The organism is Ardenticatenales bacterium, assembly GCA_020634515.1.
GTDB lineage: Bacteria > Chloroflexota > Anaerolineae > Promineifilales > Promineifilaceae > JAGVTM01.
This window is the reverse complement of sequence record JACKBL010000001.1, coordinates 1,170,510-1,184,394: the sequence shown is the minus strand read 5'-3', so window position 1 is coordinate 1,184,394 and position 13,885 is coordinate 1,170,510. Positions and strand designations below refer to the sequence as shown.

General features: G+C 56.0%; 10 protein-coding genes and 1 pseudogene. 4 read left to right on the top strand and 7 right to left on the bottom strand.

Annotated features, from left to right (window positions below; genetic code table 11):
* Positions 1-31: 31 nt before the first annotated feature.
* The 4 genes from H6650_04480 (at position 32) to H6650_04465 (ending at position 5,594) form a co-directional block, all read left to right on the top strand.
* Entirely contained in the window at positions 32-1,225 is a 1,194-nt protein-coding gene (locus H6650_04480; GenBank protein ID MCB8951252.1) for a hypothetical protein, read from the top strand.
* A gap of 524 nt (positions 1,226-1,749) precedes the next feature.
* Positions 1,750-3,174, top strand: a complete 1,425-nt coding sequence (gene ablA, locus H6650_04475; protein ID MCB8951251.1) for a lysine 2,3-aminomutase — start codon at positions 1,750-1,752, stop codon at positions 3,172-3,174.
* A 172-nt stretch (positions 3,175-3,346) separates the two neighbouring features.
* Positions 3,347-4,483, top strand: a complete 1,137-nt coding sequence (locus H6650_04470; GenBank protein ID MCB8951250.1) for a hypothetical protein — start codon at positions 3,347-3,349, stop codon at positions 4,481-4,483.
* 40 nt (positions 4,484-4,523) lie between these two features.
* Positions 4,524-5,594 (top strand): TMEM43 family protein, encoded by a 1,071-nt coding sequence (locus H6650_04465; GenBank protein MCB8951249.1) that lies wholly within the window; start codon positions 4,524-4,526, stop codon positions 5,592-5,594.
* Here the strand turns inward: H6650_04465 and H6650_04460 are convergent.
* The 7 genes and pseudogenes from H6650_04460 to H6650_04430 form a co-directional block, all read right to left on the bottom strand.
* Positions 5,562-6,353: a patatin-like phospholipase family protein gene (locus tag H6650_04460; protein MCB8951248.1), complete on the bottom strand. Its 792-nt coding sequence runs from the start codon at positions 6,351-6,353 to the stop codon at positions 5,562-5,564. The genes H6650_04465 and H6650_04460 overlap by 33 nt on opposite strands.
* A gap of 122 nt (positions 6,354-6,475) precedes the next feature.
* Positions 6,476-7,645, bottom strand: a complete 1,170-nt coding sequence (locus H6650_04455) for an iron-containing alcohol dehydrogenase (protein ID MCB8951247.1) — start codon at positions 7,643-7,645, stop codon at positions 6,476-6,478.
* A gap of 76 nt (positions 7,646-7,721) precedes the next feature.
* The gene (locus H6650_04450; protein MCB8951246.1) at positions 7,722-8,132 is read right to left on the bottom strand and encodes an SCP2 sterol-binding domain-containing protein; all 411 of its coding nucleotides are present in this window, start codon (positions 8,130-8,132) and stop codon (positions 7,722-7,724) included.
* 37 nt (positions 8,133-8,169) lie between these two features.
* Entirely contained in the window at positions 8,170-8,568 is a 399-nt protein-coding gene (locus H6650_04445; protein MCB8951245.1) for an SCP2 sterol-binding domain-containing protein, read from the bottom strand.
* A gap of 427 nt (positions 8,569-8,995) precedes the next feature.
* Positions 8,996-9,943 (bottom strand): ATP-binding protein, encoded by a 948-nt coding sequence (locus H6650_04440; protein ID MCB8951244.1) that lies wholly within the window; start codon positions 9,941-9,943, stop codon positions 8,996-8,998.
* The gene (locus H6650_04435; protein MCB8951243.1) at positions 9,916-10,392 is read right to left on the bottom strand and encodes an AAA family ATPase; all 477 of its coding nucleotides are present in this window, start codon (positions 10,390-10,392) and stop codon (positions 9,916-9,918) included. Before H6650_04435 ends, H6650_04440 begins: the two co-directional genes overlap by 28 nt.
* Positions 10,389-13,885, bottom strand: a pseudogene (locus tag H6650_04430) (ATP-binding protein). The gene H6650_04435 and the pseudogene H6650_04430 overlap by 4 nt, the downstream one beginning before the upstream one ends.

Genomic DNA, 13,885 nt, shown 5'->3' with positions numbered 1-13,885 from the left:
ACCTGGATGTGGTCATTGGATGGTCCAACGTATGAAATTAACGAGAAGCGTTTTCCTTTTTTTACTAACCGGCACGCTTTTGCTGTGCGCGTGTAACGCGCCATCGCTGCCGACGCCAATCCCCACGGTACTCGTGCCCACGACAACCCCCACAAACGCGCCGCCGCTGCCTACCCGCGACCTGGCGCAAATTCCGGTTGCTACAGCCACGCCGCTGCCGGCATTCCCGACGCCCCTGCCCCCACATCCCACCGACACGCCCACCCCCATCGCCCCCATCATCTCCATTGGACAACCCACGGCGGACGTTTCCCTCGTGTTGGGCAGCGAACTCACGGTATCCGGGCTGGCGCAGCGCAACGAAGGGCAAACCATCTGGGTGACACTCATCACACCCGACCGCGTCCTCCTCGTCGATATGCCCGCCGAAGTCAGCCAAAGCGGCGGCAACACGGACGGCTGGCGCGCCTCCTTCACCGTGCCCGAATTCATCATCGGTCCCGCACAGATTCAGGCCACCATCCGCGACAGCCAGAATCAAATCATCACGGCGCAGGCGCTGGCCGTGAACCTGGCCCTGGATGTCAACCGCACCCCCCGTTACATCACGCTTGACCACCCACTCACCGACCAGATCGCCGTCGCCGGCTACTACTTGTTCATGGATGGACTAACGGGGCTGCCCACGGGCGGGCTGCTCACGATGAAAATTCTCATGGATGATTGCCAGACGGAGACGGCAAAGTTCAGTTTCCCCATCACCGGGGGATATGGCGGCTACTGGTACGGCTACATCGGCGTCCCCCGGAATGTGGCCGGACCGGCTTGCGCCGTTGCCACATTTGGCACACCCGGGGAGGACACCTGGCGGCAGGCACTGGTTCCCATCAACATTTTGCCGAAGACGGACGAGGCGGCTGCCGGCATCTTCATCGTCAGCCCCGCCAGCAACAGCACGGCCCTCGCCGGGAAAGGATTCGCCCTCTCCGGTCTCGCCTACAACGCCATAGACGACATGGTCCTGGTGACCATCACCCTGGATGGCGGGCAGGTGCTCAGCCAGGGCACGGCCGCCGTGGACGACTTCGGCTATTGGGAACTCACCCTCACCCTCCCCCCGGACGTTGAAGGCAGCGCCGACATCAGCGTCATCACCGGCCTCCCCGGTGACGAAGGCTACGCGGAAACGCATCTGCTGATTACTATTTTGCCGGCAGAAGGGTAGGCGAGGTATGAGTATATCGCTGGGCCACTTGCTGCTCGCCCCTCGTCTACTCGCCCACTGCCCCCACATAGCGTACAATTCGCGGCCAGATGCCTGATAACATCAAGCATTCCGCACTGCACTTGCCTGGTAAATCATGAACCTCAACCCTACAGGTCTTGGAGACCTTCAGGACTGACGATGAAAAAAGTACGGAATGGCATCGTCAGTTTGAAGGGACGGTAAAGAAACAACTTCGTTGTCTTATTTGATTTTCCGTTCCTGAGTAATCGTTCGGAATCAAGCTCGCGGAGATTGGTTCAATCTGACAGATTGAACCAATCTGCAAATCGCTAAGTTGTTTTTGAACGAGTAACTATTCACGTCTTCGAGAGATTGGACCAATTTTGTAGACATCAATAAGATTCAACCAGAGCAAATTGGTCCAATCTGGGCAGATGACCTGTATAGTCACTTGAACGATTACTTAGGGTTTGGTAAACCTGACATTCGCCCGACATGGTATTTTCGAAGGAGACTCACACATGGCGACCAAAGCTGTTCAGCCCTTAACCCCTACCGTGCATACGCGCGCGCCCTACTGGGCGGATGTACCCGATGAAGATTGGATGAGTTGGCGCTGGCAGATGGCTCACCGCCTCAACAGCGTGGCGGAATTGGGCCGCGTCATCAACCTGACCGAGTCGGAAAAGAAGGCCCTTAGCAGCAAGGGGCTTTTCCGCGTGGACATCACGCCCTATTTTGCCAGCCTCATTGACCCCGACGACCCCACCTGCCCGGTGCGCCGCCAGGTCATCCCCACCGACAAGGAGATGGTCCCCTTCCACTCCATGATGGAAGACTCGCTGGCGGAAGACAAACACTCCCCCGTTCCTGGCCTGGTCCACCGCTATCCCGACCGTGTCCTCATGCTCGTCACCACGCAGTGCGCCAGCTACTGCCGCTATTGCACCCGCAGCCGCATCGTCGGCGACCCCACGCAAACGTTCAGCCGCGCCGAATTCGACGCCCAAATTGAGTACATCGAGAATACGCCCCAGATCAGGGACGTCCTCCTCTCCGGTGGCGACCCCATGGTGCTCGCGCCGAAGCTGCTGGACATGATTCTGAGCCGCCTGCGCGCCATCCCGCACGTAGAAATCATCCGCATCGGTTCCCGCGTGCCCGTTTTCCTGCCCATGCGCGTCACAGACGAGTTCTGCCAGACGCTGTCACAGTACCATCCGTTCTGGCTAAACATCCATGTCAACCATCCCAAAGAGATCACGCCGGAACTGGCCGCCGCCTGCGACCGGCTCACACGCGCGGGCGTGCCGTTAGGCAACCAGAGCGTGCTGCTGGCAGGCGTGAACGATTCCGTCCACATTCAACGCAAGCTGGTGCATGAACTGGTGAAAATTCGCGTGCGTCCCTACTATTTATATCAATGTGACCTGGTGGAAGGCGCGGGACATTTGCGCACCTCGGTGGCGCGGGGCATCGAAATCATGGAAGGCCTGCGCGGCCACACGTCTGGCTACGCCGTGCCTACTTATGTGGTGGACGCCCCCGGCGGCGGCGGCAAAATCCCCGTCACGCCTAATTACGTTGTCTCGCAGGCCCCGGGCAAAGTGGTACTGCGCAATTTCGAGGGCTTCATCACCACCTATTCGGAGCCGCTGGACTACGATCCGCACGAAATTGAGGGGCAGGCGTCCCTGGTGGCGCGTCGCCCGGAACCGGGACAGGAAGGGGTTTTGGGTCTGTTGGAAGGGGGGCGCATGTTCATTGAGCCGGAAGGCTTCAGCCAGACGCACGCGCGCGGCGGCAAGGAGCATCGCCTGCGCAGTGGCGACCTGACGCAGAAGTGGCAACCATTGGGCGTGGGAGCGATTGAGTCGGAGGCGGCGGCGCTGGAAAGCAGAGACGTACCCCTGCTGCCGGCATCGGAGAACGGTGAAGCATCGTAGTAACCGTCTAATACAATCACGAAAAATTGACATAAAGGGTGTATTCACTTCTTCCCGAAATCTCGTTGTCGTACGAAGTATCCGTCCGGAAACGTAACTGCTGAGCCAGATGGGCAGTTATCGAGCTGCTCCAATCCGGGAAACGGGAGCAGTCTCGCAGGATTCGAGGCCTATGAATCACATGAGACATCGTTTGCCTGTTGTGTTACGCATGTTTTTGCTGCTGTGCGCGGTGGTGGTGTTGGGGCGCGCCGCGCCGGCAGCGCAGGCGCAGGAAGGGAATCTGCTGCGCAATCCCAGCTTTGAGGGGAATTACTCTGCCTGGCTGCCGCAATATGGCACGGCGCAGATGGCCGCGGACTGGACGCCGTGGTGGGTTGAGGATGGGGGGCGCGATCCGATTTGGGCACAGCCGGAGTATAAACCGGCGGAGCGGGCTATTTATCCACGGCGGGTGCTGGATGGGGAGCGGGCGCAGCAGTATTTCACGTTTTTTAAGTCGCATTATGCCGGCATGTACCAACAAGTCTTCAACGTCACCCCCGGCACAACCTACCGCTTTACCGTGTGGGTGCAGGTCTGGTCCTCCATTGACGACGACGCCAGCCGCTCCAACACCCCCGCCAACCCACGCCTGCACATCGGCATCGACCCCACCGGCGCGGCCTGGCCCGGCTTCGTCGGCGGCGCGCCGGCCACCGTCGTCTGGTCCGGGGAAGCCCCCATGGACTGCATCATCGACCAGTGGTGCCCCTTGAGCATCGACGTGACAGCGCAAAACAGCACCATCACCGTCTACATGCGCTCCTCGCCCGACTTCGCCAACAAGCACAACGACCTCTACTTCGACAACGCCAGTCTGGTCGCCATCGGGCCGCCACCACCGCCCACCCTGCCCCCTACGCGCACGCCAGACCCCAACGCGCCCACAGCGACATCCATTCCGCCCACGGCCACACCCGTTCCGCCGACGGAGACACCTGTTCCGCCGACGGAGACACCCGTTCCGCCCACGGAGACGCCAATTCCGCCCACGGAGACGCCAATTCCGCCCACGGAGACGCCCATTCCACCGACGGAGACGCCCATTCCGCCGACGGCAACAGCCGTTCCACCCACGGAAGACACGGCTCCGGCCACGGCGGTTGCCGTGGTTGCGCCCAGCCCGACGCCTTTGACGATTGTGGTGGCGGAGAATGCCGGCACGAACGACAACACCCTCACGATCACCATCCTCGCCCTCGGCGGCCTCACCCTGCTGGCTGCCGGCGCGGCCATCGGCTACCTGGTTCGCGGTGGGCGTCGTTGACCGTCGGCGCGACACGCACGGTCTTACTCACAACGCATACATGGAACGAAAACGAAATGCCCTTCTCTTACGCATCGGCGGTGGCCTGCTGCTCATGCTCATCGCCTTCTTCATGCTCTGGTTCAATGAAGGGCGGGTTAATCTTGCCGATGTTGCCCGACGCAGCCAACCGGTAAATGCCGGCACAATCCGTACCACCGCGACCGAGGCAAACGGGCAGTTCGTCTCCCTCACCGGCCAACTCGCCGCCGCCGCACGCCTGGGGGACGACCTGTACCTGCGCCCGGGCGACTACGTGCGCGTGGAGCGGGAAGTGGAGATGTACGCCTGGAAAGAATCGGAAGATTCAGACGAAGACGGGACCAGCTACAGCTATGAACTCACCTGGACCAACCGCGTGTTGGCCCCGGAGCAGTTCCACAAGCCCGAAGGGCATGAAAACCCGCCCCTGCCCTTCAGCGAGCGCACGCTGCTGGTGCGCCAGGCGGCCATTGGCGCGTACGCGATTGACCCGGCGCAGATCGAACTGCCGCGCGGCGAGCGGCTGCCGCTCTCGTCGGAAGTGATAATGGAGTCGCCGGACCCCATCGTGGAGGATTATGTCTTTTTGGGTGAGGGGACAATGAGCAAGCCGGAACTGGGGGACGTGCGCGTGAGTTATTTCGTGGTTCCGGCCAATGTGCAGGCGACAGCCTTTGGCCGCCTGGAAGGGGAGACACTGCAACCGTATTACCACAACGATAAGGTCAGCCTGTATCGGGTGCTGGTGGGCGACCGCGTGGCGGCGCTGGCGCAGCTTCAGTTTGAGTATCGCGCGGCTTTGTGGGGGATGCGGTTTGGCGGGTTTATGTTGATGTGGGGTGGAGTGGCGTTGCTGCTGAGTCCGCTGAATTTGTTGCTGGGGTGGCTGCCGGGTTTGCGGCGATGGGGGCGGTGGTTGACGGGATTGGTGGCGGGGGTGGTTGCCGGCATTCTTTCCCTCATCACCATCCTCATCGGCTACCTGGCGCACAACCTGCTGGCGCTGATCATCGTCCTACTGCTGCTGGCCGCCGGCTTCTACCTCTGGCAGCGACGCTCACAAGCCGAGGTCGGCGCGAATTTGCGGTAGGCACGCCTGCGCCGCCTCCTGCCCCAACGCCAGCAGACGTTCCACCTGATTGAAACGCAAGAAGGAAATACCGCTCAACCGGGGCGCGATCAGGCAATCGACATGGTTCAGGCCGCCACCCGCGCGCCGGATGAGGGTTTCGATGCCCATCAGCCCCGCGCCCAGGGGACCGAGTCGCCTGTCCCAATGCGGGGCGAAGATGTCCACGCCAATGACGTAATCGGCCCCCATTTCGCGCAGGATTTCGGCGGGCAAATTGTCGGCAATTCCCCCATCGACCAGTTGCCGCCCATCCTTCTCCGTGGGCACGACGAAGCCGGGCACGGAACAACTGGCACGCACCGCCTGCGCCACGCGCCCTTCATGCAGCACAACCGGTTCACTCGTCTCCAGGTCCGTAGCCATCACGGCCAATGGCGTGCGCAAGTCACAAAACCAGAGATCGCCCAGAACGCACATCATGCGGTGTTCCAGCCGCGAAAATGAGAGCAAGCCGTGGCGGGAGAGCGTGGGCGCGGCCACGGTGCGCCAGTCTGCATGCCCGGACATTTTCTCAATGTCGCACAGGCCAAGCCCGGCGCAGTAGGCAGCGCCGACGATGGAGCCGGCGCTAGTCCCGGCCACGGCGTCAATGTGTAGTCCCGGCTCGCGCATCAACACCGACAGGACGCCGACGTGAGCAATGATGCGGGCCACGCCGCCGCTGAGCGCCAGCCCGACGCGGGGGTGTCCGTTTCGTTTGATAGTGGGCAAAGACATAGCATCACCACCGATTCGTGGCTGTCCGCACAGAAGTTAGCGGAAATGTGCGGTCAGCGGCTATCCGCGATAGCTTGTCAGTAACCATCCGTAAGAAGTGCGAAGTCAGTTTCGGACGGTTACTAAAAGTCAATGGATCGCCCGTCGTAGGCGTATTCAAACAGGCGTTGCACTTCTTCGGTTTCCGGGAGGCGGCGGCTCATGAGGATGTTGGTGTCGGTGTCGGCGCGCTCGCACATGGGTTGGAGGTTGGCGGCGAATTGGTCGGGGGAAATGCCGGCATCTCTTAAACACAACGGCAGCCCCACTTCCTGCATCAACCGCCGCACCGCCTCCGCCAGACTGGCCGCGCCCTCGGCTTCGCCGGCTGCCGGCAGGCGCAGCATGTGGGCAATCTCCTGGTAGCGCGCCGTCCCCACCGGAGCCACAAACTCAATCGTGTAAGGCAAAAACAGTGCCGTAATGCGGCCATGCGGCAGGTCGTGGAAGAGCGCGCCCGCGCTGTGCCCCAGCGCATGCGCCAGCGCCACGTTGCTGTTGCCCAACGCCAGTCCGGCAATCGCCGCCGCGTTCGCCATCTTCTCCCGCGCCTCCGCGTCCGCCGCGCCCTGCGCCACGGCACGCGGCAGGTAGCGAAACACCAGGTCAATCGCCTTCAGGCAAGGGCCATCCGTAAAATCGTTGGCCCACTGGCAGGTGTACCCTTCAATGGCGTGCGTGAGGACGTCAATGCCCGTGTCCGCCGTGGCCTGGCGCGGCAGGTGCAGCGTGAAGGCGGGGTCCACTAGAGCCAGGTCCGCCGTGGCTTCCGGCGAGCCGAGCGTCAGCTTGCGCTGCTCCACGGTGTCCGTGAGGACGACGGCGTAGCCCGTCTCCGAACCGGTGCCGGCCGTGGTGGGGATGCACATGAGGCGGGCTTTTTGGCGCAGGCCCAACAGTTCCATGGGGCTGATGGCCGCCGGGTCGATGTCGGGGCGTTCGTAGAGAATCCACATGGCGCGGGCGGCGTCCATGCAGGAGCCACCGCCGAGGCCGATGACCCAGTCGGGGGCGTAGTCGAGCATGGCGGCGGCGCCGCGTTGCACGGTTTGCAGGGAGGGTTGGGGTTCAACGGCGGCGAAAATGGTGGAGGAAATGCCGGCATCCTCCAAATACGCCTGCACCCGCTGTGGGAAACCCAACCCCAGCAGCACCTCATCCGTAACGATAAACGCCCGCCGCCCCTGCACCTCCGCCAGGTGCGAGAGTGCATCTTCGCCAAAATATACGTGAGGACTCCTAAAAAACCACATAGCCACCTACGCCCTTACGCCGTCACAACGCGAGTTGCGCGATTTCATCCCGGATCCGCGCTTGTCCGCATCCTCCCTACTTGGGCCACTCCGTTTCCACATGCTGCGCCGCCGCTACCAGTTCCGTGGCCGCCTTGGGCGCTTTCATGATTTTCATCATGTTGCCTTTCAACTTCAACTGGCGCGTCACCAACCCCTGAATGGGGTCCAGTTTCCCGGAAAGCACCCGCTGCCACACCGGTGCCGGCGCGGACAGCACAAATGCCGGGTTCATGGCGTTCACGTCATCCACTTTGAAGGCATCGCGGCAGGCCCCATGGTGCAAATCCAGGTAGAGATAGGTGTCGGCGGCAAATCCCGGACTTTTGTTAATGACGAAATAGAAGTCCCCTTCCCAATCGTGTGCCGCGCTGCGGTACTTTTCGCTTTCGTTGACGGCAACCATCAATGATTTTACCCATTCATCCGTGCCAAAAGTGAGTGCCATGTTGTTCTCCTCCGTTGATTGTTGATTGTTTGGGAATTTATAGCAGGCCTTGTTCGCGGAGAATGCCGGCATAATGCCTTTGTCCCTGGCGAAATAATTCCACCATCGGCATCGCCTTGATAAAGGGGCCATTCATCGTGACTTGTTTGCTGCTCACCGCCGTGCGCAGCGACAATTCATCCAGCAAAATCTGGTGAAACGTATCCGCCGCCAGGGACACATCCAACGTGGGGCGGACCGGCGTGGGACCATAAACCACCTGCACCGGATTATGCCGCGCATCCACCGTCACCTCTGCTGCCGGCAGCGTGTATTGCAGCCGGATCACCAGCCGCGAGCTTTTCAAAGGCCGCATCGCCCCATCCTGCTGCCGCAGCCGCTCAAACAACAGGCGCAAGCAAGCGTAGAGTTGTTCCGAATCCTGATAAATGGGCATGATCACTTCAGTTTGTCGCTGGTCGCCGGCGGCTGGCCGCGGAGAGAAAAAAGAAACACACCGCCAACACCTACAAATAATAAATCTTTCTCCCCCGTTTGGCAAAAATCCCGCTTCCATAAGCGGACAAACCCGATTCTTTCCCAAAATCGGGTTTCTGATCCGTCGCCATTGCCGCCTCGTCCTGTCTATTCTATACTGTAGGTAAGCTAGAGGCCACCTTAATAAAAACCTTTATGATTTCTTCTATCCAAAGGACCGCTGCTTCAGCAGATTTTTTTGTACATCGTTTATTTCATAATGGTGTGCAACCGAATTACGTAATTCGCTAAAATGGCCCAAATGCAAGCTCAAGGTCTCTTTTTGCCTGAAAATACCGTCAAATACTTGCCAATTATGGTTAATAATTCTTCCGTAGTCTGCAACATCACAAAAAGTCTAGCCGACGGCGGCTATTGTAGAAATCACGCTTATCTAAATAAGGATGTTGATTCAACTGTTTGTCAATGCGCTTCTTTACTCTGGCTTTCACATCACCTGGAACATATTGTTTCCAATAATTTTGCGGCCCTGCTTGCTTGGCCAAATGAGTATCAATTAGCTCCCGCAATCCAAGTTCGATCCTTTTTACAGTTTCAGCCTCTTCACCTTCATAAGCAAAGTTCATTAGGGTGTTAGTCAGGTACAAATGACCCAAGCCGTAAGAGTGAGCCCAAACTCTCAATGATTTGTTATCCGTAGGGGGATAAAAAGTAGGGCCTTGCTCGCCACGTTTAACCAAAACGATATTTGATAAATCCAGCAAATCTAATAGTGACGGAGAGTGGGTTGATAAAACGACTTGAGATTGACCTGATTGCACAACCCCCTTGATTTCCTTTGCTATAAGCTGAACAGTACGGGGGTCAAGACCATTTTCTACCTCTTCTATAACAATTAAAGGCGGTGGTTGGGGATGTCGTAAAACAGCTAACAATGATACTAAGCGCAGTGTCCCTGAAGAAAGCAACCACCCTGGTATTTTTGCTTCCCCCTCGGTCAACTGCAAATACACCATCCGCTCTAGCTCGCTCGTCACAGTTGGCTGTAAATCACGAGCATAGTCTAAGATATACTGTAAGCTTTCAATAATACTATTAAATGCTGTTGTCCCGTAACGCAAGTCAAGATTTCGGATGTCGAGCAGGTATTCGGCAATGTTAGAGCCATCTTTATTTAATGTAATCAACCCACCTGTACGCCGTCGAGATGTTGGCTGCCCTATCTCGTTGGGGGTTAATAACAAAAACTGCCAGCGGCTGATGAACAATTTTAATCTATCAGGCCATGCTGATTGACCGTTTTCTACTATTGCAGAAAGCTGGTTTTCTCTAATAACCTCCCCTTTCGCATTACGGTCAGTATGCTTCTTCCCCTAAGAGAAACGCTTTCCTTTTGAATATAGATTTCTTCGCCATTCGGATCAACATTGACAAACATACTGGCCTGATAATATTGTTTTTCCGAATTGTAACCGCGTAATCGAAAACTTAAGGGATTGCTATGGTAAGGACGAGGTATTTGTTTTGTTTCAATTAAGTGCTGGTCGTGGAGTGTTTGTTTGTTCCAAATGTGTTCTATCCCACGCCATCTTTGGAGTGCAGAATCCAAATCTGCCGAGATAATGTCTTGTAAGGTTTCTAAGGCTTCAAGTAGGCTGCTTTTACCTGAACCATTGTAGCCTATCAAGGCAGTCAACGGGCTCAGATTGACCTGGTTGCTGTCTTGGATAGCTTTGAACTGTTCGACCCTAAATGACTTTAATGCAAGTTTAGACTGGCTCATTTGATTAAACCTCTGGCAACATCTCGGTACGCATTGCGCGTGGCTACTTTGACGGGTTCAGAGACAAGTGGGAAGGTGCTGAGGATGTGGGCATACTCCTCCTCCGTGAGGCCGTAGACGTGGGCAATGAGGCCGTCCAGTTCGGCGCGAAGTTGGGCGCGCTGTATCGGGTCGGTGACGCCTTTAGCATGACTGCCCAGGCCAACCTCAGCCGCCAGCCCATCAAATTCGGGCGTGGTGCAGATAAGTTTAGCGGCGCGGGTAACGATGAGGTGAAAGGCGAGGTCTGTGCCTGTGAGACGCGGAATTGGTAATTGATAAACGTAAAACATGTTAATGTTTGCCGTTACCCTTTGCCTGAGTCCGAAGTCAAGAACAAAATTGTTCAAAATACTGGCAAGGCTCAATAATTCAGGTATAAGATGCAGAATGCTCGCTCGTAAATAAAGTTAACGACTCTGCCGGGCGAAACATTTTTTGGCAGAACAGTAGCTATCATTGTTCTTTCATCTGTATTTCGACCTATGCGACGGAACCCTAGCTGTAAAAATCTTCATAACCCAGAATTTGCCCATTATCTTCGCCATACGTTTAACCCCTTCTGTAGAAAAATTCGACCTTCTTGTTCAACAATCCAATAACGTGCAGACGTTTCCCACTGGTGGGTAAATTGATGCATCATTTTGCCTTCAATCAATGGTAACCGATCTTCTGTATTTTCAGTTCTGAATAAGTAGCTTTGGTTAGTCATATGAAAGCCATTTGTTAACGATACACCCCATCTCTTATCGCCTAGCAACGGAAATTCGAGCATTTTCTCGGCAATTTGCACATCCATCTGATTGTTAAATTCCATGACTGACAAGGGTTCCGGTGATAGTCGGCGTATCAAGGACAAAGACATTTCCAACGTGTTATCTGGGAAATTGTCCAATTCAGCCACGTCATGTTGCATAAAGGTAGCCGGAAAGCTTTGTGTTTGCCCTCCCTTGCGAAAAGTCAATACCACAAACTTATAGCTTCGATGTACGCCTTCAAAAATGGCATTTCGGTTCTCAAATCCAAATAAACCCAAGACTTCCGTTTGTTCAAACAGCATCCGGCGTAAACCAGTAGCACCTAGATCTGTGTAGATGCCACTGGGAATAACTGTGCCACACAAGCCTCCCTTACAGAGCAAGTTGTTGCACTGTTCCGTAAACAGTTTGTATAGATTGAGATCACTACCCGTTTTACGTCCGTTGACAATGGCCGCTTGATTGCGATACTGCGTCGCGCTGCGAAAGTAAGCACTCTGATGTGGGAACCGACTTAAATAATCCAGCCAGGCATTTTGAATATCAGACTGTTGTAACAGTTCCTCCTGGCTCTTTTGGAACGCCTCTATCCGCATTTTGTTCTTGGTCACAACTTCAGAGTATTCAGCAAAGAACTCTTTCGCCTGGGGCTTCCAGATTTCCCAGGGCGGGTTGGTAATGATGGCATCAAACCCGCCGCGCGTGTTCATCACTTCGTCAAACTCATATCCCCAATGAAAAGGCTGTAAAGCAGTAATATCGGTCAGCTTCAAAGCCCGCTTTTGGGGTCTCCCCTGTTTGTTCTTTTTGCTGTCCCAGGTTGCCCGCTCGTACCTGATGCCCAGTTCGCCAAACTCGTTGAGCAAAATCTGGTTCAGCGTGGCCTGCGCTTTTTGGCGATGCGTTTCAATATCCTGCCGCAGCTTCTCCACATCATCGGTCAACGTACTGGCCAGCCGGTAGCTTTTCACCAGCCGTTCCTTCTCTTCCACCATCTGCCGGTAAGAATGCTGCCCGGCAAATGCAAACAAGCTTCCTTGTTTACCAACGGCATGTTTTTCTGTTTGACCAGCTTCCTCTGGCGACATTTGGTTAAAGGTATCCTCATCCACTCGCAGCAGACCAATCAAGGAGTTGCCCGGCAAAATATTGAAATCGATATTGGGCAGTGGTTCCAAATCTTCTGGTCGGCGAATCGTCGCCACCAGCGCCAAAAAGAGGCGCAGCCGGGCGATTTCCACCGCCTCATCCATAATGTCCACGCCAAACAAGTTGTGGCTGATAATCTTCTTGCGAATGTAGTAATTCTTGTTGGGGTGGCCTTTTAATTCACCGGCCACATATTGACGCAGCGCCGCGTGCTCCAGATACTCAGCCCGCCCCAATGCGCTCTGGTAAATGGCCGCCAGCGTCTTCAACGCCGCCACCAAAAAAGCCCCGGAGCCGCAAGCCGGGTCAAGCAAGCTCAGTTTGGGCAAAATCTCCTGCAACAAAATTAAGGCTCGCTGCCCGTCCATCTTGCGCAGCAGTTCATGCACATCTTCATATTCCAGCGGCGGCAGCACGCCCAAATCAAATTCCTCCACCTGCCGCATTTTCTCCACGATAAGCCGGTGAATCGTCTGCTCACACAAATATTCGGTGATTTCCGGTCGCGTGTAGTAAGCGCCAAACGCTTTCTGGTTGATGTACTTTTCAAAAATATACCCCAAAACGTCCGGGTTAATTTCGCGGTTATCCCGGCCCGGACGATCATCCAGGTGCCAGGTGTAGCCGTCCAGCAGCGCAAACAGTTCTGCAAAAGCGCGATCAGGAATGGTAATGCGCCCTTCATATTTTATTTCAACCGCATGGTGTAAAAAGAGGCCGCCGTTGAGATAGGGAATAACGCCCAACACCTTTCTGGCGTGCGCTGACCGTTTACTTTCCGGCAAGGCAAAGCCTTCAAAGAAAAGGGGACAGAGAAAATCGAGGTAATAGCGGTCTTGCCAATCCCGGTCCTGTAGTTTGTCATGCAAATAGTCGGTCGCCCGATTATCAATAAGCTGCTGCCGCTGCAAAAAGTAGATGAACATGATGCGGTTGAGCAAAGCCGAGGTATACCAACGGCGGTCTTTTTCATCTGGGATACTTGACTCCAGATAAACCATGAAATTGTCATGAACAGTCTGGAATTCACCGTAAAACTTCTTCGTGACCCGCTCAATGTCCAACGCCGCCTGCACGCGCTTTACCACGCGCGTAATCTCGATGTGTCCTTGCGGATCCAATTCGCTCATGGCCACAAAGAGGCCGCTCACCTTGCCCAGGTGGAAGTCCGGGTCTTGCCAGCGGTCGTAATGGTGGGTGCGGTGATACAGCTTATTGTTTTCCCGCTTCACCCAATACCAGACACTGTGCGCCCGCGGCTGGTCCACAAAAATGAGCAGGTTTTCATGGTAATTGGTCGCAATTTCCTTTTGCACCGCCGCCCGTGTTTTGCTGTCGGGAACCTGGCCGTCGGCCGCAGTCACCTCAAACACCATCATGCCCGAAAGTTCGGCAATGGGATGACAGGCGAATTCGGCATCTTTCACTGTCAGCTTTATCGTCTGTGAAAATGGCGGGTAGTTCCAGCCCAACTCTTCAATGAACAAACTTTGAAAGAGAAAATCCTTCAACCATCTGCGGGAATGGGAGATGTTGAATTCCACCAT